The 26,063-nt window shown below is 62.9% G+C and carries 26 protein-coding genes; 19 read left to right on the plus strand and 7 right to left on the minus strand.

What is annotated here, in order from left to right:
* Positions 1-192 precede the first annotated feature (192 nt).
* Both GC1_RS01165 and miaA read right to left on the minus strand, forming a co-directional pair.
* Positions 193-996: a helix-turn-helix transcriptional regulator gene (locus GC1_RS01165; RefSeq protein WP_029204814.1), complete on the minus strand. Its 804-nt coding sequence runs from the start codon at positions 994-996 to the stop codon at positions 193-195.
* A 130-nt stretch (positions 997-1,126) separates the two neighbouring features.
* Positions 1,127-2,002, minus strand: coding sequence for a tRNA (adenosine(37)-N6)-dimethylallyltransferase MiaA (gene miaA / locus GC1_RS01170; RefSeq protein ID WP_019296154.1), 876 nt, complete (start codon positions 2,000-2,002; stop codon positions 1,127-1,129).
* Positions 2,003-2,116: 114 nt separating this feature from the next.
* On the opposite strand from miaA, the gene pyrH reads away from it, so the two are divergent.
* From pyrH to lpxB, 13 genes are all read left to right on the plus strand, one after another.
* The gene (pyrH, locus tag GC1_RS01175) at positions 2,117-2,866 is read left to right on the plus strand and encodes a UMP kinase (RefSeq protein WP_019296155.1); all 750 of its coding nucleotides are present in this window, start codon (positions 2,117-2,119) and stop codon (positions 2,864-2,866) included.
* 253 nt (positions 2,867-3,119) lie between these two features.
* On the plus strand, positions 3,120-3,683 hold the full coding sequence (frr, locus tag GC1_RS01180; protein ID WP_019296156.1) for a ribosome recycling factor: 564 nt from the start codon (positions 3,120-3,122) through the stop codon (positions 3,681-3,683).
* Positions 3,684-3,691: 8 nt separating this feature from the next.
* Entirely contained in the window at positions 3,692-4,450 is a 759-nt protein-coding gene (locus GC1_RS01185; protein ID WP_019296157.1) for an isoprenyl transferase, read from the plus strand.
* Positions 4,447-5,223: a phosphatidate cytidylyltransferase gene (locus tag GC1_RS01190; protein ID WP_019296158.1), complete on the plus strand. Its 777-nt coding sequence runs from the start codon at positions 4,447-4,449 to the stop codon at positions 5,221-5,223. Before GC1_RS01185 ends, GC1_RS01190 begins: the two co-directional genes overlap by 4 nt.
* A gap of 16 nt (positions 5,224-5,239) precedes the next feature.
* A complete protein-coding gene (gene dxr, locus GC1_RS01195; RefSeq protein WP_019296159.1) occupies positions 5,240-6,412 on the plus strand; it encodes a 1-deoxy-D-xylulose-5-phosphate reductoisomerase in 1,173 nt (390 codons plus the stop codon).
* Positions 6,413-6,416: 4 nt separating this feature from the next.
* Positions 6,417-7,766, plus strand: a complete 1,350-nt coding sequence (rseP, locus tag GC1_RS01200) for an RIP metalloprotease RseP (RefSeq protein WP_019296160.1) — start codon at positions 6,417-6,419, stop codon at positions 7,764-7,766.
* A 143-nt stretch (positions 7,767-7,909) separates the two neighbouring features.
* Positions 7,910-8,035 (plus strand): hypothetical protein, encoded by a 126-nt coding sequence (locus GC1_RS22930; protein ID WP_019296161.1) that lies wholly within the window; start codon positions 7,910-7,912, stop codon positions 8,033-8,035.
* A 127-nt stretch (positions 8,036-8,162) separates the two neighbouring features.
* Complete coding sequence (gene bamA, locus GC1_RS01205; protein WP_019296162.1) at positions 8,163-10,553, plus strand: outer membrane protein assembly factor BamA; 2,391 nt, start codon at positions 8,163-8,165, stop codon at positions 10,551-10,553.
* Between the two features lie 55 nt (positions 10,554-10,608).
* Positions 10,609-11,163, plus strand: coding sequence for an OmpH family outer membrane protein (locus tag GC1_RS01210; RefSeq protein ID WP_443136561.1), 555 nt, complete (start codon positions 10,609-10,611; stop codon positions 11,161-11,163).
* Between the two features lie 75 nt (positions 11,164-11,238).
* On the plus strand, positions 11,239-11,709 hold the full coding sequence (gene fabZ, locus GC1_RS01215) for a 3-hydroxyacyl-ACP dehydratase FabZ (protein ID WP_019296164.1): 471 nt from the start codon (positions 11,239-11,241) through the stop codon (positions 11,707-11,709).
* A gap of 1 nt (position 11,710) precedes the next feature.
* On the plus strand, positions 11,711-12,496 hold the full coding sequence (gene lpxA / locus GC1_RS01220; RefSeq protein WP_019296165.1) for an acyl-ACP--UDP-N-acetylglucosamine O-acyltransferase: 786 nt from the start codon (positions 11,711-11,713) through the stop codon (positions 12,494-12,496).
* 4 nt (positions 12,497-12,500) lie between these two features.
* Entirely contained in the window at positions 12,501-13,289 is a 789-nt protein-coding gene (locus tag GC1_RS01225; protein WP_019296166.1) for an LpxI family protein, read from the plus strand.
* Positions 13,286-14,452 (plus strand): lipid-A-disaccharide synthase, encoded by a 1,167-nt coding sequence (lpxB, locus tag GC1_RS01230; RefSeq protein ID WP_019296167.1) that lies wholly within the window; start codon positions 13,286-13,288, stop codon positions 14,450-14,452. The genes GC1_RS01225 and lpxB overlap by 4 nt, the downstream gene beginning before the upstream one ends.
* Positions 14,453-14,716: 264 nt before the next feature.
* On the opposite strand, the gene mnmA is transcribed toward lpxB, so the two are convergent.
* Positions 14,717-15,862, minus strand: a complete 1,146-nt coding sequence (gene mnmA, locus GC1_RS01235; protein WP_019296168.1) for a tRNA 2-thiouridine(34) synthase MnmA — start codon at positions 15,860-15,862, stop codon at positions 14,717-14,719.
* Between the two features lie 147 nt (positions 15,863-16,009).
* On the opposite strand from mnmA, the gene sciP reads away from it, so the two are divergent.
* From sciP to GC1_RS22935, 5 genes are all read left to right on the plus strand, one after another.
* Positions 16,010-16,297 (plus strand): CtrA inhibitor SciP, encoded by a 288-nt coding sequence (gene sciP, locus GC1_RS01240; RefSeq protein ID WP_019296169.1) that lies wholly within the window; start codon positions 16,010-16,012, stop codon positions 16,295-16,297.
* A gap of 117 nt (positions 16,298-16,414) precedes the next feature.
* Positions 16,415-17,134 carry a response regulator transcription factor CtrA gene (ctrA, locus tag GC1_RS01245; protein ID WP_019296170.1) on the plus strand — a complete coding sequence of 240 codons (720 nt, stop codon included), beginning with the start codon at positions 16,415-16,417 and terminating at the stop codon, positions 17,132-17,134.
* A gap of 168 nt (positions 17,135-17,302) precedes the next feature.
* On the plus strand, positions 17,303-19,555 hold the full coding sequence (gene ligA / locus GC1_RS01250; protein WP_019296171.1) for an NAD-dependent DNA ligase LigA: 2,253 nt from the start codon (positions 17,303-17,305) through the stop codon (positions 19,553-19,555).
* On the plus strand, positions 19,552-21,642 hold the full coding sequence (gene recG / locus GC1_RS01255; RefSeq protein WP_019296172.1) for an ATP-dependent DNA helicase RecG: 2,091 nt from the start codon (positions 19,552-19,554) through the stop codon (positions 21,640-21,642). Before ligA ends, recG begins: the two co-directional genes overlap by 4 nt.
* Positions 21,643-21,790: 148 nt before the next feature.
* Positions 21,791-21,913: a hypothetical protein gene (locus tag GC1_RS22935; RefSeq protein ID WP_019296173.1), complete on the plus strand. Its 123-nt coding sequence runs from the start codon at positions 21,791-21,793 to the stop codon at positions 21,911-21,913.
* Between the two features lie 302 nt (positions 21,914-22,215).
* On the opposite strand, the gene GC1_RS01260 is transcribed toward GC1_RS22935, so the two are convergent.
* Complete coding sequence (locus tag GC1_RS01260) at positions 22,216-22,668, minus strand: iron-sulfur cluster assembly scaffold protein (protein ID WP_019296174.1); 453 nt, start codon at positions 22,666-22,668, stop codon at positions 22,216-22,218.
* 77 nt (positions 22,669-22,745) lie between these two features.
* Between GC1_RS01260 and hisI the strand changes: the two genes are divergently transcribed.
* Positions 22,746-23,105: a phosphoribosyl-AMP cyclohydrolase gene (gene hisI, locus GC1_RS01265; protein ID WP_019296175.1), complete on the plus strand. Its 360-nt coding sequence runs from the start codon at positions 22,746-22,748 to the stop codon at positions 23,103-23,105.
* A gap of 36 nt (positions 23,106-23,141) precedes the next feature.
* On the opposite strand, the gene gluQRS is transcribed toward hisI, so the two are convergent.
* From gluQRS to trmFO, 3 genes are read right to left on the minus strand one after another with little or no spacing between them, the layout of a single operon-like run.
* Positions 23,142-24,002, minus strand: a complete 861-nt coding sequence (gene gluQRS / locus GC1_RS01270; protein WP_019296176.1) for a tRNA glutamyl-Q(34) synthetase GluQRS — start codon at positions 24,000-24,002, stop codon at positions 23,142-23,144.
* Entirely contained in the window at positions 23,999-24,613 is a 615-nt protein-coding gene (locus tag GC1_RS01275) for a class I SAM-dependent DNA methyltransferase (protein WP_019296177.1), read from the minus strand. The genes gluQRS and GC1_RS01275 overlap by 4 nt, the downstream gene beginning before the upstream one ends.
* 33 nt (positions 24,614-24,646) lie before the next feature.
* Positions 24,647-26,002: a methylenetetrahydrofolate--tRNA-(uracil(54)-C(5))-methyltransferase (FADH(2)-oxidizing) TrmFO gene (gene trmFO, locus GC1_RS01280; RefSeq protein ID WP_019296178.1), complete on the minus strand. Its 1,356-nt coding sequence runs from the start codon at positions 26,000-26,002 to the stop codon at positions 24,647-24,649.
* Positions 26,003-26,063: the final 61 nt, after the last annotated feature.

Consider the following 26,063-nt stretch of genomic DNA (forward strand, 5'->3'; position numbering starts at 1 on the left):
CAGAGATACGGCGTTTCGTCAATGCACAGTTTCGTCGTTTCCGTGTAAAAATACGACATTTCCGGCGTCGGTTTTATTATTCGGGGCGGCATACGTCCGCATACTGTTCAAAACTGCCCAGTAATAGGGCCGGCATTTGAAGGAATTTCCGGTGTGTCAGGCCATGCGGCGGGATTCTGCTGACGGATCAGGCTATTGCAGTTTTTTGCGGGCGGAATCGCGCAATCCGCTGGGGGGCTGGCCGGTATGCTGCGTGATGAAGCGTGTGAAATAGGCGGCGCTGCCAAAGCCCAGCCGGGCGGCAATGTCGCGAATGGGTATATCTGAAGTGATCAGCAGTGTCCGTGCGGCGTGCAGCTGGCGCTCTGTCAGAAGGGTCGCTGCGGTCTTGCCTGCGGCAGCTTTGCAGACCCGTGTCAGATGTGTCGGGGTCACGTTCAGGGCCTCAGCATGCGCAGCCATTGTGGTCTGGCAGCCCTGCACCCCGGAAATGCGCTGGCAGTAGGCCCGGCACAGGCGCAGCGCCGCAGATTGCCGAGGTGCCGTGTCCGGCTGACGTTGCAGAGCGACGGCTGCAAGCTCGCTATGGGCTTGCACGGCGCGGTGCCAATGCTGTCCTTGCGCAGCCTGCTCGCGGCTGATCGCCTCGAAGTGCCCGCCCAGGCCGGTTTGTTCCTGCAGGCTGGTGAAGCGCTTGTGCACAGGGGCTTCAGGAAAGGGCGGCAGCAAGGGGCCTGTCATCGATAGCACCTGGCCCAGGCACTGGCGGGAGAATTCGGCCGACCAAAGTGCCCCGGCCGGCACAAAAATGACACTATGCAGGCCGAAGCCGCGCTGCTCCCCATTCAGGAAGAAGCGGCCTTGCCCGCGCGTGATCCAGATCAGCAGGTGTTCGTTTCGGCTGTGGGCCAATGCGGTCTGCCAGCCGCCGTCCGGTGCCAGCCGGACCAGCGGCGCGGCATGGAACTCTCTGGGAAGATCTGAATCAAAGGGCATCAGCAATCTTAAGCAGCAGAACCGGTTTTGGTGGCCGCAGCAGGTCACGGATCGCTGATTCTGGCAAGTTTCCGCTTGCTGAAGGCTGAAGTGATGAAAGTTTTAGGGGCTGGCGCGAGATGGTGCGGGCTCAAGCGAGCGAGATCTGGTGCCAGTCCTTCATCCGGGCGCGGAACCAGCTGCGCTGCCGTTTGGCAAACTGCCGGGTGGCGACGGCGGCGCGCTCTTCCGCTTCCTCCAGCGTCAGGCGGCCGTCGGCGTAGCCCATCAGTTCCGGCACGCCTATGGCTTTGCAAGATGGCAGCGCGGGGTCATACCGGCTGCGCATGGCGTCGATCTCGGCCATCGCTCCCTGATCCAGCATAAGTCCGAAGCGTTTGCGGATGCGTTCCTCCAGCCATTGCTTGTCCGAGTTCAGAACCATTGCCGTGCAGTTCTGCAGCGGCAGCGCCGGGGCAGGGGTTTCGTCCTGCCAGCTGGCCAGGGGGCGTCCGGTGGCCTTCAGCACTTCCCAGGCGCGCTGCACCCGGGCGCGGTTCATCAGGTCGATGCGGCCCGCGGTCTCCGCATCCAGCTCTGCCCGTAGCGCATCCAGCGGCAGGCTGTCGCCTTCGGTGCGCACCGCGGGCGGGGTGGCGGGGATTTCGGCCATGCCCTCTGTCAGGGCGGTGAAATAGAGACCGGTGCCGCCGACGATGATCAACCGTTCCGGCCCGTCCAGAAGCGGAAGCACCTCGCGCAGCCAGTGGCCGGCGGAATATTCCGCGTCAAACGGGACGTGGCCATACAGCGCGTGCGGCGCCTGCGCCTCTTCCTCTGCCGAGGGGCGGGCGGTGATCACCCGCCAGCAGTCATAGACCTGGCTGGCGTCTGCGTTGACAATGATTCCGCCCTGACGGGCCGCAATTTCCAGCGCCAGCGCGGACTTTCCAGAGGCCGTGGGGCCTGCGATCAGCACAGGTTTGCCGGGGTCGATGTCGGGCAGGTTCATCGGGGTGCAGTCCATCTTTGATGCCAGTTCCGCAAAACTGCGGGGAAAGCGCGCTGCGTGGATTGAAACTGGCAGCGAATTCCTTCATTTTGCCGCGCAAATTAACCCTCACATCTTCTGGAGCGCAACATGCCTCAACCGCAAGAAAAGCCGGAACTGGATCCGGCCGCCGCCTATAAACGCGTCATGCTGAAAATTTCGGGCGAGGCACTGATGGGCGACCAGGGGTTCGGCCTGCATCCGCCGACCGTGCAGCGCATCGCCCGCGAGGTGAAGACCGTGCACGACATGGGGGTGGAAATCTGCATGGTGATCGGCGGCGGCAACATCTTCCGCGGGCTGTCCGGTTCGGCCCAGGGGATGGAGCGCACGACCGCTGACTACATGGGCATGATGGCCACGGTGATGAACGCGCTGGCGATGCAGTCTGCACTGGAAGGCCTGGGGGTGTTCACCCGCGTGATCTCGGCGATCCGGATGGATGAGGTCGCCGAGCCCTATATCCGCCGCCGCGCTGTGCGCCACCTGGAAAAGAAACGGGTTTGCATCTTTGCTGCCGGCACCGGCAACCCCTATTTCACCACCGACACTGCTGCGACGCTGCGCGCCAACGAGATGGCCTGCGAGGCGATCTTCATGGGCAAGAACGGGGTTGATGGCGTCTACGACAAGGACCCGGCGCAGCACGATGATGCGGTCCGTTATGACGAAATCAGTTACGACGACGTATTTGCCAAGCGGCTGAAGGTGATGGATGCCTCCGCCATCGCGCTTGCCCGTGACAACAACCTGCCTCTGATCGTGTTCCCGCTGGATGAGCCGGGCGGTTTCCGCGGCATTCTGGCGGGCAAGGGGACTTATACCAAGGTTCACGGCTGAGCTGCCGAGCAGCCGGCTGAAACCGCGGGCCGTGATCGCCCGCGGTTTTTTGTGATCTGACCTGAGTGCCTGTGCGGGGCTGATCCCGTGAATTCCGCGGCAGGCAGGCTAGATCGTGCATCACGGAGGGCGTGGCCAAAGCGCGGAGATGCCGCCCCGGCGGCACCAAATCCTCCGCTTGATCGCTATACATCAGCCTTCCAATGGCTTATGAGCCAATGGAAGACCGCCTCAGATAAGGGGAGAGAGCAGCATGTCTGATGATTTTGAACTGGATACCGACGATCTGAAACGCCGCATGGATGGCGCCATGGCCAACCTGCGCACCGAATTTGCGTCGCTGCGCACCGGCCGGGCTTCGGCCTCGATGCTGGAGCCGGTGATGGTGGATGCCTACGGCTCGCCGACGCCGATCAACCAGGTGGGCACCGTCAACGTGCCGGAGCCGCGCATGGTCACCATCAACGTCTGGGACAAGGGCCTGGTCGGCAAGGTGGAGAAGGCGATCCGCGAATCCGGCCTGGGCATCAACCCGCAGCTCAACGGCACCATCATCATGCTGCCGATCCCGGAGCTGAACGAGGAGCGCCGCCGCGAACTGGGCAAGGTGGCCGGCCAGTATGCCGAACACGCCCGGGTGTCGATCCGCAACGTCCGCCGCGACGGCATGGACCAGATCAAGAAGGCCAAGGCCGACGGCATGTCGGAAGACGATCAGAAGTTCTGGGAAGCCGAGGTGCAGGAGCTGACCGACAAGATGATCAAGCATGTGGACGAGGCGCTTGAGACCAAGCAAGCCGAGATCATGCAGGTCTGACGGGCAGTATGCCAGGAGACACAAACCCGCACGCGAGTGCTGCCGGAGAAGTTCCGGCGGCCCGCTCCGGCCCGCGCCATGTGGCCATAATCATGGACGGCAACGGCCGCTGGGCGCAGGCCCGGGGCAGGCCGCGGCTGTTTGGCCACCATGCAGGTGCGCGCCGGGTCCGTGAAGTTGTCGAGTGCTGCCCGGCTTTGGGCGTGGAATACCTGACCATATTTGCCTTCTCGACCGAGAACTGGAAACGGACGCAGACCGAAGTTGCCGGTCTGATGAGCCTGTTCCGCCGCTACATCTCCAAGGAAATGAACGCCTTGGCTGAACAGAACGTCCGTGTGCGCTTTATCGGCGACCGGGTGCGGCTGGATGCCAAGCTGATTGATCTGATGGACAAGCTGGAGCGTAAGACCGAAGGCAACAGCGGCACCCAACTGACCATTGCGCTGAACTATGGCGGCCGGGATGAGGTCGCACGCGCAACCAAGCGGCTGGCGCGGGATGTGGCCGAAGGCCGGCTGGACCCCGAAAACGTCGATGAAGAAACCCTGCCGCGCTATCTGGACACCCATGTGCTGCCGGATCCGGACCTGGTGATCCGCACCAGCGGCGAGGCGCGGATCTCAAACTTCCTGCTGTGGCAGTCGGCTTATGCGGAATATGAGTTCATCGACACGCTGTGGCCTGATTTCTCGGGCGAGGAGCTGGAGCGGCTGTGCAACAGCTATGGCCGCCGCGACCGCCGGTTCGGGGCGGTCAAGACATGAGTGCTGCCAAGGACCGGTGGGCGGACCTGCTGCCGCGGGCCGTGTCTGCCATCGTGATGATTGCCGCAGGCGGTTTTGCGGTCTGGGCTGGCGGGTTCATTTTCAATGCTCTGATCGCGCTGTGCTGCGGCGGCATGGTGTGGGAGCTGGTACGGATGCTGATGCCGTCACGCAGCGGCACGGCGCTGCAGCTTGGCGCGATCTCAGCCGTTGCGGTACTGCTGGCGTCGCTGCTGCCCGCTCTGTGGGTGCTGCCGGTGCTGGCCGCACCTGTGGCCGCCGGTTTCAGTCAGATCCGTGAACGGCGGCAGTACTTCACCGGATTCGCGCTGTGGGTGCTGCTGGCAGGGTTCGGTTTTATCTGGCTGCGCGGCCAGATGGGCATGGCTTGGATGCTGTGGCTGATCTGCATTGTGGTAGCGACAGATGTGGCCGGGTATTTTGCGGGCAAGGCCCTTGGCGGACCCAAGTTCTGGCCCCGTGTCAGCCCCAAGAAAACCTGGAGCGGCACCGCGTCGGGCTGGATTGCGGCTGCCATTGTCGGGGCTGTCTTCGCCGCGCAGTTGGGGCAGGGCTTTGGCCTTGTCGTGCTGTCGGTTCTTCTGTCGATGGCCAGCCAGGCCGGCGATGTGGCGGAAAGCGCCCTGAAGCGCAAGATGGGCGTCAAGGATTCCAGTGCGCTGATTCCCGGCCATGGCGGGCTGTTTGACCGCTTTGACGGGATGCTGGGCGCAGCGGCCATGTTCCTGGCCGTCGCTGCCTTCTGGGGATAACCAGTCAGGAAAGACCATGCGGAAAATCTCGATCTTCGGCGCCACCGGGTCGATTGGACAGAACACCATCGACCTGATCCGCCGCGCGCCTGACGCCTATGACGTGGTGGCGCTCACCGGCGGAGCGAATATCGCCAGGCTGGCCGAAGACGCCATAGCCTTGCGTGCGGATGTTGCCGTTACCGCCTTTGAAGACCGCCTGCCGGATTTGCGGGCCGCGCTGGCGGGCTCTGATGTCGAAGCGGCAGCGGGGCAGGCGGCGCTGGTTGAGGCGGCGGCGCGCCCGGCAGACTGGATCATGTCGGCGATTGTCGGCGCTGCGGGGCTGGCCCCGGGGCTGGAGGCGCTGAAACACGGCACCACGCTGGCGCTTGCCAACAAGGAATCGCTGGTCTGCGCAGGCCGGCTGCTGCTGGAAACCGCGGAACAACACGGCGCCCGGCTGCTGCCGGTCGACAGCGAGCATTCGGCGGTGTTTCAGGGGCTGGTGGGGGAAGACATTGAAGCGGTTGAGCGGATTGTCATCACCGCATCGGGCGGTGCCTTCCGGGATTGGCCGCTGGAGGATCTGGCGAAGGCAAGCCTGGCGCAGGCGTCCTCGCATCCCAATTGGGACATGGGGCAGCGGATCACCATCGACAGCGCGTCCATGTTCAATAAGGCGCTGGAAGTCATTGAAACCAGGGAGTACTTCGGTGTCCGGCCCGATCAGATCGAGGTACTGGTGCATCCCGAGTCCCTGGTGCACGCGCTGGTCGGTTTCAATGACGGCGCGCTGATGGCGCATCTGGGTGCTGCCGATATGCGCCATGCCATCGGCTATGCGCTGCACTGGCCCGCGCGCCAGAACCTGCCGGTGGAGCGGCTGGACCTGGCCCGCATCGGCCAGCTGAATTTCCGCGCCCCGGACCCGGCCCGCTATCCGGCGCTGCGCCAGGCCTATGAGGTGATGGAGCGGGGCGGGCTGATGGGCGCGGCGTTTAACGCGGCCAAGGAACAGGCGCTGGACGAGTTCATTGCCGGGCGCATCCGGTTCACCGATATGGCCGCCGTGACCGCTGCAGTGCTGGAGCGGATCGAGGCGGATGGCGGCCTCATAGATGCCGCAATGACACTTGATAACGTGACCCGGGTTGACCATGTCGCCAGGAAACAGGCGGCGCGCGCCGCAGAAGAACGCATAGGGTAGAATTTTGGACGTACTTTCTTTTGTCCCGCAGTTTGGCGGTTTTCTCTATACAATCGCCAGCTTTGTCGTCGCTTTGTCGGTGATCGTGGCGGTGCATGAATACGGCCACTATATCGTCGGCCGCTGGTCGGGCATTCATGCCGAGGTGTTCTCCATCGGGTTCGGCCCGGTGCTGTGGAGCCGGATGGACAAGCGCGGCACCCGCTGGCAGGTGGCCGCGCTTCCCTTTGGCGGTTACGTGAAATTCCTGGGCGATTCCGATGCGGCCTCCGGCAAGGATGCGCAGGCAATGGAGGCCGCCGCCGCGGATCCCGCCGCCCTGCGCCGGACCATGCACGGTGCGCCCTTGTGGGCGCGGGCGGCGACGGTTGCGGCAGGTCCGGTGTTCAACTTCGTGATGTCCGCCATCATCTTTACCGCTGTAGCGCTGTCGCAGGGCAATATGCGCGAACCTCTGACCATTGGAGCCCTGGCGCCGCTGCCCGGGCTCGAGAACGGTTTGCAGCAGGGGGATGAGCTGATCAGCGCAGGGGGAGTTCCTGTTCCGAACTACCAGGACAGCGATGCGTGGGAGGCATTCCGGCAGGCGCTGCCGCAGCAGCAGCCGCTGGAGTACGCCGTGCGCCGGGGCGGTGACGAGATCGTGGTCGACGGGCCCTTTCTGTATCCGCCTTACGTGCACGGTGTAGTGCCGCGCAGCGCGGCGGCTGATGCAGGGCTGCAGCCGGATGACGTGATTGTTGCAGTGGACGGCACCCCGCTGGTGTCTTTTGAGCAGCTTAAGGAACTGGTTGAAGCGGCTGACGGCAAGGTGCTGGTGCTGGATGTCTGGCGCGGCGGCGAAACCGTCGAAATGGCGCTGGCGCCGCGGCGCACCGATGAGCCGCAGCCGGATGGCGGCTTTGCCACCCGCTGGCGGATCGGTATCGTCGGCGGGCTGGCATTTTCGCCGGCAACCGAAGCCGCGGGATTTGGTGAAGCTCTTGCGGCAGGCAGCTATCAGGTCTGGGCGGTGGTGGAGACCTCGCTGTCTGGCCTGAAGCACATGATCACCGGGGCGATCAGCACCTGTAACCTGTCGGGGCCGATCGGCATTGCCGAAACCTCCGGCGCGATGGCCAGCCAGGGGGCGGAGAGCTTTATCCGCTTCATCGCGGTTCTGTCGACTGCAGTGGGGCTGCTGAACCTGTTTCCCATTCCCGCATTGGATGGCGGCCACCTGGTGTTCTATGCCTATGAGGCCGTTGCAGGGCGTCCGCCCAGCGACCGGGCGGTGCGGGTGCTGATGACCTTTGGCATAGCTGTGGTGCTGTCGCTGATGGTGTTTGCCTTGGGCAACGACCTGTTTTGCTGATCAACGACAGCTGAAGCACTAACAAAGGGCGGCCATAGTGCCGCCCAAGTGCTGCCACATTCCCCCGTTAACTTTTCCTCAACCTGCAGCCCGCGCCGCTGAGCGCCGTGCTTGCGGGCGGGTGAAGAACTGGGGGATATCCGATGCACACACTCTCGCAATCCTATCGCGGCCTTGGCCTCTTGGTGCGCCTGAACTGGGACCGGGCACTGACTGGTTTCGCCATTGTCGGCGCGCTGACCGCAGGCACCTGGCTCGCCACTTTGTGATTCCCGCACCCGGCGCGCCAGCCCGCCGCGCCGGTTGCCCTCAAGTTGCGCCTTAGTTGGTTTTGACAAGCGCTTTCAAACCCGGTACGCACGTCGCAAAGCTGCTATAAAAATCGGGTTCTGAAAAATGGTTTGGGGGAAAATCGCAGGCAAGTCCTGTGTCGAGCGCAAGTCGGGCATCAATATCTTGTACCGCAAAGTTTCTGCTATTTCTCTGGCAGTTGCGCTGGGTTACGCGCTGGCACCGCTGCCGGCAGAAGCGCAAAGCTACCGCTTCAATTCGGTGCAGGTAGAGGGCAATCAGCGCATTCAGACGTCGACCGTTGTCGCTTATACCGGCATCGAGCGCGGCCAGACGGTCAGCGCAGGCGAGCTGAACGACGCCTACCAGCGCATTCTTGACAGTGGCGTATTTGAAACAGTGGAAATCGTGCCGCGCGGCAGCACGCTGGTGATCAAGGTCACTGAGTTCCCGACCATCAATCAGATCAGTTTCGAAGGCAACAAGCGCCTCAAGGACGACGCGCTGGACCAGATCATCGAATCTGCGCCGCGCCGGGTGTTCAACCCTACGCAGGCAGAGCGTGACGCCGCCGCAATTGCCGAAGCCTACAGCGTGCAGGGGCGTTTGGCCTCGCGCGTGACCCCGCGGATCATCCGCCGCAGCAACAACCGCGTTGACCTGGTGTTCGAGATTTCCGAAGGCGACACCATCGAGGTGGAGCGCGTGTCGTTCACCGGCAACCGGGTCTATTCGGACCGCCGTCTGCGCCGGGTGCTGGAAACCAAGCAGGCCGGCCTGCTGCGCGGCTTCATCCGTTCCGACACCCTGATCGAGGACCGGCTGGAATTCGACAAGCAAGTGCTGCGCGACTTCTACCTGTCGCGCGGCTATGTCGACTTCCGGGTGAACAGCGCCAACGCAGAAGTGACCGAGGAACGCGACGCTGTGTTCCTGGTTGTTGACGTGACCGAAGGCCAGCAGTTCAAGTTCGGCAATATCACCGTCACCAGCGAAATGCCGGAAGCGGATGCGGATGAATTTGCCTCCACGCTGAAAATCAAGCCGGGCGTGACTTACACACCGTCCCTGGTCGAAAATGCGATCGACCGGATGGAAGGCCTGGCCGTCCGCAATGAGATCGATTTCCTGCGGGTTGAGCCGCGGGTCACCCGCAATGACCGTGACCTGACCCTGGACATTGAATTCGTGCTGACGCGCGGCCCGCGCGTTTTTGTCGAACGGATCGACATCGAAGGCAACACCACCACCCTGGACCGGGTTGTCCGCCAGCAGTTTGCCTCTGTTGAAGGCGACCCCTTCAACCCGCGCTCCATCCGCAACAGCGCGGAGCGGATCCGCGCGCTGGGCTTCTTTGCCAATGCGGACGTGGAAACCCGCGAAGGCAGCTCTGCCGATCAGGTGATCGTCGATGTGGATGTCGAAGAACAGCCGACCGGCTCGCTGAACCTCGGCGGCGCCTACTCGGTCACCGACGGCTTTGGTCTGAGCATCGGCCTGACGGAAAACAACTTCCTTGGCCGCGGCCAGCGGCTGTCGCTGAATATCGCAACCGCGACGGAATCCGATTCCTACGTGCTGGGCTTCACCGAGCCTTACCTGCTGGGCCGGAAACTGCGGTTTGATCTGGACCTGGGCCTCAATGAAACCGACTCCAGTTTCTCCGAATACAAGACCAAGCGCGTCTTCTTCCAGCCAGCTTTGACGTTCGATACCGGCGAGGACACCTCGCTGCAGGTCCGTTACACTTGGGACGCGGACGAGATGCAGTTTGACGACGATGACACCAACCAGAATCTGGCTGGCCCGATTATCCGCAGCGAGATTGGGCAGGGTGAACGGAATGCCAGCGCAATTGGCTTTACCTACCGGTATGACAGCCGCCTGACCGGGCTCGATCCGACTGCTGGTTTCCTGGTTGAAATCGGCGCTGACTATGCAGGTCTGGGCGGGGATTCCGAATACGTCAAGGCAACCACAAAACTCGTTGCTCAGAAACAGATTTGGAACGAAGAAGTCACCATCCGCGCCACGCTGGAGGCCGGTGCTTTCCAATGGGAAGGCAGCGGAAACAGCCGGACGATCGACCGCTTTGTTCTGACGCCTTCTGTCATGCGCGGGTTTGAGCCGGGTGGTATCGGGCCGCGGGATCGGTCCTCTGGCGGTCCCAATGGCCCGTACAACGACTTCCTGGGCGGCAACTACTATGCGGTTGCGCGGTTCGATGCAGAATTCCCGCTTGGTTTGCCCGAAGAACTGGGGATGCGCGGCGGCATTTTCTATGACGTCGGCGGCCTGTGGGGGCTGCAAAATGTCGATACCATCCAAAGCAACAGCATTGTCGGACACGAAAAATCCTTCCGCCACGTGGTTGGTGTCTCGCTTCTTTGGACCACCGGGTTCGGCCCGCTGAGGTTCAACTTCTCCAAAGCCCTCAAGAAAGAGGACTTTGACGAGGAGCAGAGCTTTGACCTGACCTTGCAGGCGAGGTTCTGATCTGGTGCGGCAGCCGAAGCCCGGAGCCAGGGCAGCGCTGGGGCTTGTCCTGGCGCTGATCTGCGCCGGCACTGCACCCGTCCGCGCACAGGAGACTGCGGGCAGCAGCGGGGCCGAATTTCAGCTGGGGCTGCCGCAAAGCGGCATCCTCACGATTCAGCCGGACCGGCTGTTCTCGGAAAGCGCCTTTGGCAAGCGGGTGGAACGCGAGATCGAGGCCGAAGGCGCGGTTCTGACCGCGGAGAACCGCCGTATCGAGGCGGAACTGCGTAAGGAGGAGCTGGACCTGACCGAACGGCGCAGCGAGATGGAGCCGGAAGCTTTCCGCGCTCTGGCGGATGCCTTTGATGAGAAAGTCCAGGAAACCCGCCGCCGCCAGGACCAGAAGCTGCGCGAGATAACCCAGATGGGCGAGGATGCCCGGCGGGAGTTCATCAAGGCGTCTCTGCCGGTGCTGCAGCAAATCATGCGGGAAGCCGGGGCTGGGGCGATCCTCGATCATTCCTCGGTCTTTCTGAGTGCCGACGCGGCCGACATCACGGCCTTGGCAATCGCCCGGATCGATGCCGTTCTGGGTGACGGCGCCGCAGATGAGGACGGCGACCGCTGAGTGCGCGAACTTGCCCAAAGCCTGTCCGCTTGCTAGGGACAGCGCAGTATTCTTGACGTAAATGGGAAACCAAGCATGACCACCGAGCTGCAAAGCGCTGACATTCAACTGATCCAGCGGATCCTGCCGCACCGTTATCCGTTCCTGCTGGTCGACAAGGTGGTCGACATCGACAGCTATAAATCGGCACGCGGCATCAAGAATGTCACCATGAACGAGCCGCATTTCCAGGGTCATTTTCCGGGCACGCCGATCATGCCGGGCGTGACCATCGTCGAGGCGATGGCGCAGACCGCCGGCGTGATGCTGGGTGTCGGCATGGATATGGTCGACACCGACCTGCTGATCTATTTCATGAACATCGACAAGTGCAAGTTCCGCCGCAAGGTGGTGCCGGGCGATGTGCTGGAGATGCATGTGGAAACCCTGCGCGGCAAGCCGGGCGGCAAGATCTTCAAGTTCCTGGGCCGCGCGACGGTTGAGGGCGAAGTGGCTGCAGAGGCTGAATTTACCGCAATGGTCGACCGCCAGGCCGAGGAAAGCTGAAATGAGCAAGATCCACCCCAGTGCCGTGATTGAAGAGGGTGCCAAGCTAGGGCAAGACTGCGAAATCGGTCCTTTCTGCGTGGTTGGCCCCGAGGCGGTTCTGGGGGACAGGGTTGTTCTGAAATCCCATGTAGTTGTCACCGGCGATACCGAAATCGGTGACGAGACCGTGGTGTTCCCCTTTGCGGTGCTGGGGGAGATCCCGCAGGACCTGAAGTTCAAAGGCGAGAAGTGCAAGACCGTGATCGGCAAGCGCAACCGCATCCGCGAGCATGTGACGGTGAATGCCGGCACCGAGGGCGGCGGCGGCGTGACGCGTATTGGCGATGACGGTCTTTTCATGGCCGGCTGCCATATCGCCCATGACGCCCAGGTCGGCGACCGGGTGATCGTGGTGAACTCTGCCGCTGTGGCGGGGCACTGCGTGCTGGAGGACGATGTAATCATCGGCGGGTTGTCCGGCATCCATCAATGGGTGCGGATCGGCAAGGGCGCCATCATCGGCGCGGTTACCATGGTGACCAACGACGTGATTCCCTATGGCCTGGTGCAGGCGCAGCGCGGTGAGCTGGACGGCTTGAACCTGGTCGGCCTGAAGCGCCGCGGCGTCGCCCGCAGCGACATCACCGCCTTGCGCGCAGCGTTTCAGATGCTGGCCCAGGGTGAGGGAACCTTCCAAGAGCGCGCCAAGCGGCTGGGGGATGAGACCGACAGTGAATATGTGCAGCGTATTGTTGCCTTCATCACCGGCGGAAGCGACCGCTCTTTCCTGACACCGGGAGGCTAATGCGATGCTGGCAGTGATTGCAGGCACCGGCGCGCTGCCGGCTGAAGTGGCCGCGCATGCGCCGGGCCGTCCGCTGATCTGCGCGATGGCAGGGGCAGAACCGGATATGGTCGATCCGGAAATCACCTTTCGCTTTGAACAGCTCGGCAGTTTTCTGGAGCGGCTGAAGGCGGCGGAAGTGACCGAGATTTGCCTGGCTGGCGCTGTGCGCCGCCCGCATATTGATCCCTCTGCTATTGATGCGGCCACGATGCCGCTGGTGCCGGTGCTGCAAGCGGCGCTTGCGGCTGGTGACGATGGGGCCTTGCGCGCGATTATCGGGATTTTCGAACAGGCAGGCTTTGCCGTCCGCGCGGCTCATGAGGTGGCACCGGATCTTTTGATGGCTGCCGGCGTACCGACCAAAGTGCAGCCGGGCGAGCTGGACAAGGCTGACGCGGAACGCGGCGCGGAGATCGTGGCGGCCATGTCTGCGGCTGACATCGGCCAGTCCTGCGCCGTGCGCAAGCAGCAGGCGATTGCGGTCGAGAACCTGTTTGGCACCGACTGGATGCTGACTTCGCTGCAAAATCGTCCAGATGGGCAGGGCGGCCTGTTGTTCAAGGCGCCGAAACCGGCGCAGGACCGCCGCGCCGACCTTCCCACGATTGGCGTGGAGACGGTTGAAGCGGCCGCCAAGGCCCGGCTTTCCGGTATCGTGCTGGAGGCAGGCGGCGTCATCGTGCTGGATCAGGATGCGGTGATTGCGGCCTGCGACCGGCTGGGGCTGTTCCTCTGGCTGCGCGAGGCATGAGCCTGCGGGTTTTCATCCTGGCAGGGGAGCCTTCGGGCGACCGGCTGGGCGGGGCGCTGATGGCGGGGCTGAAACAGCTGGAACCTGGCGTCAGCTTTGACGGCATCGGCGGCGCGCTGATGGCGGAGCAGGGGCTGGCTTCGCGCTTTCCCATGGAAGAGCTGTCGGTGATGGGGCTGGCAGAGGTGCTGCCCAAGTACCGCCACCTGAAGCGCCGCATCCGGGAAACAGCGGATGCCGTGCTGGAGGCTAATCCGGATCTGCTGATCACCATCGACAGCCCGGACTTCAGCCTTCGCGTGGCGCGGCTGGTCAAGGATCGCAGCAGCATCCGCACCGTGCATTACGTGGCGCCCTCGGTCTGGGCGTGGCGGCCCAAGCGGGCGCAGAAGATGGCTGAGGTCATCGACCACGTGCTCGCGCTGTTGCCGTTTGAGCCGCCCTATATGGAAGCCGCTGGCATGGACTGCGACTTTGCCGGCCACCCGGTGGTGGCGGAGCCGCAGGCGACGGAAGCGGAGATTGCCGCCTTCCGCAGTGAATTCGGCTTGGGGGATGCGCCGTTTGTGCTGGCGCTGCCCGGATCGCGGCGGTCCGAAGTGTCGCGGTTAGCCCCGGTATTCGGAAAGGCGCTGGAGCAGTTCACTTCCACGCATCCAGACTGCCGGATCGTGGTTCCCGCCGCTGCACCTGTTGCAGGGCTTGTGCAAGAGGCGCTGCAGGAGTGGCCGAGGGGCACTGTCATGGTGGATCCGAACCGGTATGAGGCCGGGCGCGCCAAGGCCTTTAAACGCGCGGCTTTTGCCTCAGCCAGCCTGGCGCTGGCCGCCTCTGGCACAGTCTCGCTGGAACTGGCTGCAGCCCGCACGCCGATGGTGATTGCTTATAAGTTTCAATGGCTCACTTGGCAGATCATGAAGCGGATGGCGCTGATCGACACGGTGACGCTGGTCAATCTGGTAAGCGGCACCCGTGTGGTTCCGGAATGCCTGGGGCCTGACTGCACGCCTGAAAAAATCGCTGCCGGCTTGGAAGCGGTGGCTGCGAACCCGGGAGCGCAGCTGGAGGCGATGGAACTGACCATGGAGCGCCTGGGCCAGGGCGGGGAAGCCCCCGGGTTGCGGGCCGCGCGGGCCGTACTCGACCGGCTGCCCGGCAGGTGAACCGGGCGCGCCGGATGCAAAGCCTCCGCCGCGCGGCTTCTGGTGGCGCGGGCGCTGCGCCCCCGCGCGGAGTGCGCCGCTGCGCAGCCGCAGAACGCAGACGGTTGGCAAAAGTACAAATGCCGGGAATTTTTTGGCTGAGAACCGCCTAAGGGCAGGACTGCCCTTAGGCGCGCAGTCCATTTTAGAAAGATATGCCGCGTCAAGGGCTAGCCGCTCGTGCCGCACGGAGGCTCTGCCTCCCTTGACCCGGCAGGCGGGGTATCAGTAGCCGCGCCAGATCCAGCCGCCGCCGAAAATGCGGCTGCCCTCATAGGCGTAGAACACGCAGGCCTGGCCGGGTGACACGCCTTCCTCCGGCGTCAGCAACTCTACCTCGGCAGTGGTCTCTGTCAGCGGCCGGATGATCGCCTCCCGCGGCGGGCGGGTGGAGCGCACCTTGACTTTGAGGTGCCATTCCTCGCGTGAGGTAAAAGGCTCGTCGCCCAGCCAGTTGATCTCGCGCACCGGGATGGTGCGGGTGGCCAGCAGCTCCTTGGGGCCGACAACCACCTGTTTTGTGTCCACATCCAGTTTCACCACATAAAGCGGTTCGCTGAGCCCGCCGATGCCGAGGCCGCGGCGCTGGCCGATGGTATAGTGGATGACGCCCTCGTGGCTGCCCAGCAACCGGCCGTCGGAATGCACGATCTCGCCCGGCTCCGCTGCGCCGGGGCGCAGTTTCTCGATCACGCTGGCATAGTTACCGTCCGGCACGAAACAGATGTCCTGGCTGTCGGGTTTGTCCGCCACCGCCAGGCCGTACTGGGCCGCCATCTCGCGGGTGGCGTCCTTGGAAGGCAGGTGGCCCAGCGGGAAGCGCAGGTAATCGAGCTGCTCCGGCGTGGTGGAGAACAGGAAGTAGCTCTGGTCGCGGTTGGCGTCTTCAGCAGAATGCAATTCCGGCCCGTGCTCGCCCATCTTGCGCTGGATGTAATGACCGGTCGCCATGCAGTCGGCCTCCAGATCCTTGGCGGTTTCCAGGAGATCCTTGAACTTCACCCGCTCATTGCAGCGGATGCAGGGTACCGGGGTTGCACCAGCCAGATAGCTGTCGGCGAACTCGTCAATCACCGCATCCTTAAAAATGTTCTCATAATCCAGAACGTAGTGCGGGAAGCCGCGTTCCTCTGCCACGCGCCGCGCATCATGGATATCGATGCCCGCGCAGCAGGCGCCTTTTTTCGCCAGGGCCGCGCCGTGATCGTAGAGCTGCAGCGTCACGCCGACCACGTCATAGCCCTGATCGGCCAAATATGCAGCAACAACAGAGCTGTCGACGCCGCCTGACATCGCCACAACCACCCGGGTTTCCGAGGGCGGTTTGGCAAAGCCGAGTGAATTGAGTTCCGTGTCGTGGTCCAGCGCCATGGGGCAGCTCCTGAAGGCAAGGGGGCAGGCGCCGCAGAATATATGAAAATCCTAAGGACTCTCAAGGGGCGTGGTTCATGCGGCGTTAAGCCTGTTGGGAAATTCTGGTGTCAGACCCAACGAACAAGATCTTCAGAGGGAAGAAAGATGTTTTTGAAGAAAGTCGACGGGCCGCGGGCGGTTACCCTGCCGGATGGCACCATCATGACCCGGGCGGATTTGCCGCCGGAAACCACCAAGCGCTGGGTGGCCTCGCGCAAGGCAGCTGTAGTGCGCGGCGTGCTCTATGGGCTGCTGCCGCAGAAGGAGGCGATGCGCCGCTATGGGCTGAGCGAGGAAGAGTTCCGCAGCTGGGTTGCAGCCGTTGCCGATCATGGCGAAGAGGCCCTAAAAACCACACGTCTCAAGAAATTCCGTGATCAGGACGCAAAATAAATCAGGCCGCCCTTGAGTTGAAATTCTAAATTAACCATCATGGTAACGAGGCATTAACTTTTTTCCACCAAGGTTAACGCGACCTGAGGGAAACAGTGTACAGGCGGAGAAAATAATATGCGCATTCTGCTGGTTGAGGATGATCCGACCACGGCAAAAAGCATCGAGCTGATGCTGACCCATGCCAACCTGAACGTTTATACGACGGATCTGGGGGAAGAAGGGATCGATCTGGCCAAACTTTACGACTATGATCTGATCCTCTTGGATCTGGGGCTGCCGGATATGAACGGCCATGAGGTGCTGCGCCAGCTGCGCATGTCCCGCATCGAAACCCCCATTCTGATCCTGTCCGGTGCAGACGATACCGACAACAAGATCAAGGGCTTCGGCTTTGGCGCGGATGACTATCTGACCAAACCCTTCCACCGCGAGGAACTGGTGGCGCGGATCCACGCGATTATCCGCCGGTCCAAGGGCCATTCGCAGTCGATCATCAAGACCGGCAAGATCGCGGTCAATCTGGACGCCAAGACGGTGGAGGCCGGCGGCAAGGCGGTGCATCTGACCGGCAAGGAATACCAGATGCTGGAGCTTCTGTCCCTGCGCAAGGGTACCACGCTGACCAAGGAGATGTTCCTGAACCATCTTTATGGCGGCATGGATGAACCGGAACTGAAAATCATCGATGTTTTCATCTGTAAGTTGCGTAAGAAACTCAGCAACGCGACAGACGGCGAAAACTACATCGAAACTGTCTGGGGCCGCGGCTATGTGCTGCGTGATCCGCAGGAAGATCATATGTCAGGCGGTCAGCGGATGGCTGTCGGCGCCTGAAAGGAAGAACACCCGGGTGGCGCGTGATGATGCGCCACCGGTTGCAAAGACCTGCCTTTGGGCGGGTCTTTTTGTTTTTAACGGCTGCAGTGCGCCGACTGTCAGATGCGCTGGACGCGGCGCGCGTGGAGCCTTATCACCGGAGGGGAGAACGAAGAGGGACCGCGCGTGGCAGAATTGACAGAAAAAGACGTGGCCAGCCTGACAGCAGATGACGCTAAGGCGGAATTTGAGGCGATTGAAGAGCAGTTGCGGGCGGCTGATCTGGCCTATCACCAGGACGACGCGCCGGAGATCAGTGATGCAGAATATGATTCGCTTAAGCGCCGCTACCGGGCTCTTGCGGATGCTTTCCCTGAACTCGCGGAAGCGGCCACCCAGCTGGACGCGGTCGGCGCGCCTGCCGCGTCCGGCTTTGGCAAGATCACTCATTCCGTTCGGATGCTGTCGCTGGGCAATGCCTTTGAGGATGAAGACGTCGCGGATTTCGACCGCAGCATCCGCAAGTACCTCGGCCTCAGCCCGGCGGATGCCCTGGCCTTCACGGCGGAGCCTAAAATTGACGGGCTGTCGCTGTCCCTGCGTTATGAAAACGGCACGCTGATCCAGGCGGCGACCCGCGGCGATGGCAGCATTGGCGAGAACGTGACCGCCAACGCCCGCACCATTGCCGACATCCCGCAGCAATTGGAAGGGGCGCCGGACGTTCTGGAAGTGCGCGGCGAAGTTTACATGAGCCACGCGGATTTCGAGGCGCTGAATGCCCGGCACGAGGAACGCGGCGGCAAGACCTTTGCCAATCCGCGCAATGCGGCTGCGGGCTCCTTGCGGCAGCTGGATGCGGAAATCACCCGTGCGCGGCCCTTGCGGTTCTTTGCCTACAGCTGGGGAGAGCTGAGCGAACCGCTGGCAGAGACCCAGATAGAGGCAATCGAACGGCTGAAGTCCCTGGGCTTTCAGACCAATCCGCTGACCCGGCTCTGTGCGTCCACCGAAGACATGATCGCGCATTACCGCAGCATCGAGGAGCAGCGAGCTACGCTCGGCTATGACATCGACGGCGTGGTCTACAAGGTCAATGATCTGGCGCTGCAGGCGCGGCTGGGGTTCCGCTCCACCACACCCCGCTGGGCGATTGCGCACAAATTCCCAGCCGAACTTGCCTGGACCCGGCTGGAGGCCATCGACATTCAGGTCGGCCGCACCGGCGCGCTCAGCCCGGTGGCGCGGCTCACCCCGGTGACGGTTGGCGGGGTGGTGGTATCCAACGCCACGCTGCACAATGAGGACTACATTCAGGGGCGCGATTCAAAGGGCGAGGAAATCCGCGGCGGCAAGGACATCCGCATCGGTGATTGGGTGCAGATCTACCGCGCCGGCGATGTGATCCCCAAGGTGGCCGATGTGGATCTGGCCAAACGCCCGGATGGCGCAGAACCTTACCAGTTCCCGCACATCTGCCCGGAGTGCGGCAGCCCGGCGGAACGGGAAGAGGGCGATGCGGTGCGCCGCTGCTCCGGCGGCATCATCTGCCCCGCCCAGGCGGTGGAGAAGCTGAAGCATTTTGTTTCCCGCGCAGCCTTTGACATCGAAGGGCTGGGCGCCAAGCAGGTGGAGCAGTTCCACGGTGATGAATGGATCAAGGAGCCTGCAGATATCTTTGATCTGCAAGCAAATTATGGGTCTGGCCTGCAGCAGCTGAAAAACCGCGAGGGCTGGGGAGAGAAGTCCGCCGAGAACCTGTTTGCGGCGATTGAGGAAAAGCGAACCATCCCGCTGGCCAAGCTGATTTTTGCCCTTGGCATCCGCCACGCTGGCGAGGTTGCAGGCCGCGATCTGGCGCTGCACTACCGGGATTGGCAGGCAATGGCGGAGGCGATTGATACTGCCCGCCCGGCTGCGCTGGCCCACCGGGCCGCGGATGAAGCCGAAGAGGCGGAGCGTCAAGCCGCAGCTGACGAAGGCAGGCGCGCGAAGATCTCTGAAACCCGTGCGGCAGCCGTTGCGGCTTGCGATGTTCCCGCGGACGCCTCGTCTGCCTGGGCCGACCTCATTGGCGTGGACGGGATCGGCGCAGTTTTGGGCCTTTCCCTGTCCGACGCCTTTGCCAACGCAGAGGAGCGCGCGGCGTTTGACCGGCTGGTGGCAAAACTCACCATCGTGCCGCCGGATGCCCCGGCCGCGGACAGCCCGGTGGCTGGAAAGACCGTGGTCTTCACCGGCACGCTGGAGAAGATGACCCGGGCCGAAGCCAAGGCGCGGGCAGAGGCGCTGGGGGCCAAGGTTTCCGGCTCAGTCTCCAAGAAGACCGACATCCTGGTGGCGGGTCCGGGCGCTGGCTCCAAGGCCAAGAAGGCGGCGGAACTAGGTATCCGGACTATGGACGAAGACGGCTGGCTGGAGCTGATCGCAGAGGCATGAGCGGGCGTCCCGAGATCCTGTTTCCGTTGTTTGCCGGCGCCGAGACCCTGCAGGGTGTCGGCCCGAAAACGGCGCAGAACCTCAGCCAGATTGATATCGAAACGCCGCGGGATCTGCTGTTTTCGCTGCCTTATTCGGTGGTTGACCGCCGCCGCCGCGATACCATTCGCGGGGTAGAACTGCCCGCCTCTGTGACGGTCGAGGTGACCATTGGCCGTCACCGCCCGGCGCGCAACCGCGGCGGGGCTTACCGCATTCATGTGGAGGACGCGGAGACCGAGTTCCAGCTGGTCTTCTTCCACGGCCGTAGCCGCTATCTGGAGGCGCAGTTGCCCGAAGGATCCCGGCGGGTGGTCTCGGGTAAGCTGGAGCTATTCGACGGCCTCGCGCAGATGGTGCATCCGGACCACATGCTGCCGGTGGAAGAGGCGCATGGCATCCCGGAGTTTGAACCGGTCTACAGCCTGACCCATGGGGTCACGCAAAAGACCATGTACAAAGCGGCGCAAAGCGCGCTGGCGCGGATGCCGGAACTGGCAGAATGGATCGACCCGGCGCAGATGCTTAAGGAGAACTGGCCCGCCTGGCATGAGGCGCTCCAGTTTGCCCATGCGCCGCAAGGGCCGGATGACCTCAGCCCGCAGGCGCCGGCCCGGGCGCGTTTGGCCTATGACGAACTCTTTGCCCATCAGCTGACCCTGGCGCTGGCGCGCCAGAAGGAGCGCAAGGCGCGTGGTATCCAAAGTGCGGCCACCGGACGGTTGCAGTCCAAGGTGCTGCAGGCGCTGCCGTACCGGCCCACAGGCGCACAGGCCCGCGCGATCGAGGAAATCTCTGCCGATATGGCCTCGGACAAGCGCATGAACAGGCTTCTGCAGGGCGATGTGGGTGCTGGAAAAACGCTGGTTGCTTTCATGGCCTTGCTGGTAGCTGTTGAAGCGGGCGGGCAGGGGGTGATGATGGCCCCAACCGGCATTCTGGCGCAGCAGCACATGGAAGGCCTGGCGCCGCTGGCCGAAGACGCGGGCGTGGTGATCGAGATCCTGACGGGCCGCGACAAGGGCGCTGAGCGAAAGGCAAAATTGGCGGCGCTGAAGCGCGGCGATATTCACATTCTGGTCGGCACTCATGCAGTGTTCCAGCATGACGTGGAATTCCGTGACCTGCGCCTCGCGATTGTCGATGAACAGCACCGCTTCGGCGTGCGCCAGCGGATGGAGCTGGCGGAAAAAGGCAAGGGCGCCGATGTTCTGGTGATGACTGCGACACCGATCCCGCGGTCGCTTGCACTGGCGCAATACGGGGATATGGACGTCTCGGTGCTGGATGAAAAGCCGCCGGGGCGTAAGCCGGTGAAGACTGCGGTCATCAGCACAGAGCGGATGCAGGAGGTGGTGGACCACCTGCGCAAGGCGATTGCCGAGGGGCGGCAGTGCTATTGGGTTTGCCCGCTGGTGGACGAATCCGAGCTGAGCGACCTGACGGCGGCGGAAGAACGCTTCAAGCACCTGCGCGCTATTCTCGGCGAAGGAACAGTTGGACTGGTGCACGGCCAGATGCCCCCCTCTGAGAAGGACGCGGCGATGGCGGCGTTTGTTGAAGGAAAGACAAAGGTTCTGGTGGCCACCACGGTGATTGAGGTCGGGGTGAACGTGCCCAATGCCTCGATCATGGTAATTGAGCGTGCGGAGATCTTTGGCCTCGCTCAGCTGCATCAGTTGCGCGGGCGGGTGGGGCGTGGAAGTGCCGAGTCGACCTGTCTCCTGATGTACCAGCCGCCGCTGACCGAGGGCGGCCGCAAGCGGCTGGAAGTGCTGCGCGAGACCGAAGACGGGTTCCGGATCTCCGAGACCGACCTTCAGATGCGCGGGGCGGGCGATATGATCGGCACCGCGCAATCCGGGCTGCCGCGATTCCAAATAGCCGACCTGGAACGACAGGCCGGGCTGATGGCAGTGGCGCAAAGCGACGCGCGGGCGCTGCTGGCGGCTGATCCCAAGCTGGAGGGGGAGCGCGGCAAGGCGGCGCGCGTTCTGTTGTGGCTGATGAAACAGGATCAGGCGATCCGTTTGATTTCAGTGGGTTAGCCTCCGCTCCCGCGACTGTTTCGCTGCGGCGTTCTCTTGTGTTCGCAAATGTTCTCAAAAAGTTCTTTACAGGCGCGCCTGAAAATGAGAACAAAGAGGCAACAAGATTGCCAGAGAGCAGCGACACAGACTGGAGGAGGCCCGAGCCATGATTGCACAGATCAAGACCACCATTCAAAACGCCCATTCAACCCTGCTGCAGGACGCCATCGGTGCGGCCTCGCTGATGGTGATGCTGGTGGCGGCGCTGCACCTGCCGGGGCTGTTCTGACGCCTGTACCGTTTTCCTGAATGCCTCTGCTGTGCCGGGCCGGCCCTTTCCTGTCCCGGACTGTTCTTAGGGGATCAACCGCCTGTGCAGATCCCCCTCGGCCCGATCTTCGACTGAATTGCCTCAAGATCCTGCCTGGCCCGCCCGGGTCCCGCACAACAGAGCATGACTGCCGCCGCCATCTGCCCGGATGTGCGGCGGTTTTTTCATTGGTGCGGGGCATAGAAAGCCAAAGCCCTGCAAGAATGCAGGGCAGTCTGGTGCTCCTTGCTGTGAGCGTTTTGTGCCGCGGACCTAGTGCCTCAGGCGCATTGCTCCTTGGCAGCGGTCTGCATCGCTTCCAGAGTTGCCTCCAGCGCCAGCATGATCGAGGCGTGGCGGTTCTTGAATTCCTTTGCAGGCTGCAGAACTTCCAGCCCGTCAAACGGCGCATCAGGGACCGGTCCGTCCTGGGTCAGCATGGCCTTGAGCTGATTGCGGGCGGTTTCAACCTCTTCCTGCGAGCGGCCAATGACATTGGCGCCTACCACCGCGGCAGAGGCCTGACCCAGGGCACAGGCCTTCACGTCCTGACCGAAATCCGTGATCCGGCCATCCTCAACCTTGACGTCGACGGTCACGGCAGAGCCGCACAAGGGCGATCGTTTCTTGACCGTGGCGTCCGGCGCCTGCAACCGGTCGAGGTGCGGAATGTCGGCTGCCAGCGCCAGAATGCGCGAGGAATACAGCTTGATCAGATCACTATCGCCAGACATTGCTTTCCCGGTCTTTCCCATTTTGCAGGTTCCCCATACATAGGGAGCCGAACAGCAGATGCAAAAGGTTTTTAGACATGTCCTTTGATCCCGCCAGCCTGACCTACAACGATGCTGGGCTGATCCCTTGCATTGCGCAGGACGACGCCTCCGGCGAGGTGCTGATGATGGCCTGGATGAATGCCGATGCGGTGGCGAAGACGCTGGAAACCGGCAAGGTCACCTATTGGTCGCGCTCGCGGCAATCGTTCTGGATCAAGGGCGAGACCTCCGGCCACGTGCAGGAACTGGTGGATCTGCGGATTGACTGCGACCGTGACTGCCTTCTGGCACTGGTGCGCCAGACCGGTGCGGCCTGCCACACCAACCGGCGGACCTGTTTCTATACCGCGGTGCGGGACGGGGAAGAGGTTGAGCTGATGAAGCCGATGGAATAACGGCCCTGGCGGGCCGTGCCTCCGGCGGGGATATTTTCAGCCAGAAAGAAGCGGCAGGCCCACCATTTCGCGGATGTCTTGCGGGGTGGTCCCTTCGGCGCGGTATTTGGCGATGGCGCGGGCGTCGTCGCGTTTGGCGAGGCGTTTGCCGTTCTCATCGCGGATCAGATGGTGGTGGTGGTAAATGGGTGTGGGCAGGTCCAGCAGGCATTGAAGCAGGACGTGGATTTGGGTTGCCTCGAAAAGGTCTGCACCGCGCACCGCATGTGTGATGCCCTGGTCCGCGTCATCCATCACCACCGACAGGTGGTAGGAACTGCCCATGTTGCGGCGCACCAGAATGATGTCGCCAACACCTGAGATCAGCGCGTCAGGGTCCAAAGCATGCGCGCCCTGGAACTCCGGCCCGGTCTCCGCGAAGCTTCGCAAACCGGCGGCGCGGACCGCTTTCTCCATATTCAGGCGGATCACGTCCCGGTCCGCGGTCTCCGATGGCAGGCGGCTGCGGCAGGTGCCAGGGTAGATGCGTCCGTCCGGGCCGAACTGAGGCACCCCTTCCTGCGGCGCGCCGGCAGCCGCCTCGATATCAGCACGGTTGCAGCGGCAGGGGTAGGTGAGGCCCATCGCAGTCAGCTGTTTGAGTGCTGCCCGGTAACGGGGTAACCGCTCCGACTGGCGCATCACCGGTTTCGGCCACCTGAGGCCAAGCCAGTGAAGGTCCTCATAGATTTCCGCCTCCCACTCGGCGCGCGCGCGCGACTGGTCGATGTCTTCGATGCGCAGCAGGAAGGTGCCGCCATTGGCCACGGCCATATCATGCGCCAGAAGCGCCGAATAGGCATGGCCCAGGTGCAGCGGTCCGGTTGGCGACGGCGCGAAACGTGTGGTGAATGTCACGCTTTCTCAATTACATAAACGGTGGACTTCAGGTTAATGCCGGGGAGGTGATCCCCGTGTTCCCGGAATAGCAGCCGTGCTGCTGAACAGTCCAGCCATTCATTGAGCTTGCCGGTGTAGGCATGGTCCGCCAGCGCGTGATCGTTGTAGGAAAAGGCGAACAATCCGCCGCGCGGCAGGGCGTGCATGATCGTGTCGAACACCGCGGGCGGCGCTGCGCCTGTGCCCAGAACGCCGCAACCGGTGATCAGGCGGTAGGCGCCGTGCGGGATCGGCTGTTTCGCCGCGGGATCGATCCGCGTCAGCGTGCGGTAGGCGTCTTTGCTGCGGGCCTGGGCAAGCATTTCTTCCGACGGCTCCATGCCGTCCACGGTTTCAAACCCCTGCAGCCGCAGCGCAAGGCCGGCCAAACCGGTTCCGCAGCCGAAATCCAGCACGGGCTCGCTCATGTCGGTTTGGTATTTTGCCAAAGCCTGGGCAATCCGCCCCGGTGTTGCGTAACCGTTTTCGGCAATCTCTGCGTCGTAGGAAGCGGCCCATTGGTCATAGTGCTTCAGGGTCGCTTCCGGTGTTTCAAGGCCGTACGCCTTGTCCAGAAACTTTTCGCTCATGGGAAAAGTTTAGGCGCGGGCAGGGCTTTTCGTCTAGGAAAAGTTTTTCAGCCACTCCTGCCAGACATCCTTGGCGCGGTCGGTATAGGCCTTGTAGCGGTCCTTGCGGCCGCGGCGGCCGCCCTTGAGGCCGTCAACCGGGCGGAACAGGCCGAAGTTCACGTTCATCGGCTGAAAGGTCTTGGCCTCGGCACCGCCGGTGATGTGGTGGATCAGCGCGCCCATGGCGCTGTCCTGCGGCACTTCCGGCAGCTCCTGGCCCAGAACCTCAGCCGCTGCCAGGCGGCCTGCCAGCAGGCCCATGGCAGCACTTTCTACATAGCCCTCAACACCGGTGATCTGGCCGGCAAAGCGGATGTTGGGCTTGGACTTCAACCGCATCTGCGCGTCCAGCAGTGTGGGCGAGTTGATGAAAGTATTACGGTGGATGCCGCCGAGCCGGGCAAAGCTGGCGTTTTCCAGTCCGGGGATCATCTTGAAGACTTCCGTCTGGGCGCCGTATTTCATCTTGGTCTGGAAGCCGACGATATTGAACAGCGTCCCCAGCGCGTTGTCGCGGCGCAGCTGCACCACCGCATGCGCCTTGACCTCCGGCTGGTGCGGGTTGGTCAGGCCAACCGGCTTCATCGGCCCGTGGCGCAGGGTTTCACGGCCGCGTTCGGCCATCACCTCGATCGGCAGGCAGCCGTCGAAGTAGCCTGCTGTCTCACCCTCGTGGAACTCGGTCTTGTCGGCGGCCAGCAGCGCGTCGATGAAGGCCTCGTACTGGTCCTTGTCCATCGGACAGTTGAGGTAGGCGGTGCGCTCTTCCTCGGTCTCGCCCTTGTCATAGCGCGACTGCATCCAGGCCTGGGACATGTCGATGCTTTCTGCATAGACAATCGGCGCGATGGCATCAAAGAAGGCCAGTGCCTCAGCACCGGTTTCGGCCTGGATTGCCTTGCCCAGTTCCGGCGAGGTCAGCGGGCCGGTGGCAAAGATCCAGTGGCCATCGGTGGGCAGTTCGGTGATTTCTTCATAAGAAACAGTGACATTCGGGTGCGCCTTCAGCTTGGCGGTCACCGTTTCGGCAAAGGGGTCGCGGTCTACCGCCAGGGCGCCGCCGGCGGGCAGGCGGTGCTCATCTGCGGTGGTCATGATCAGCCCGTTTGCGGCGCGCATTTCCCAATGCAAGAGGCCCACGGCGTTCTGCTCGTCATCATCGGAGCGGAAGGAGTTGGAACACACCATTTCGCCCAGGTTGCCGGTCTGGTGGGCAAAGGTTTCCACCTTGGGGCGCATCTCGTGGATCACCACCTGAACGCCCATGTTTGCCGCCTGCCAGGCCGCTTCCGAGCCGGCCATGCCGCCGCCCACGATATGCAGTGTTTGTGCCGAATGATCTGTCATGCCCGCCACATAGGGCAGGGGGCGGGATCGTGCAACAGGCTTGGCAGTTGCGCAGGCGGAT

This window comes from Leisingera sp. ANG1 (genome assembly GCF_000203975.2).
In the GTDB taxonomy this organism is placed as follows: domain Bacteria; phylum Pseudomonadota; class Alphaproteobacteria; order Rhodobacterales; family Rhodobacteraceae; genus Leisingera.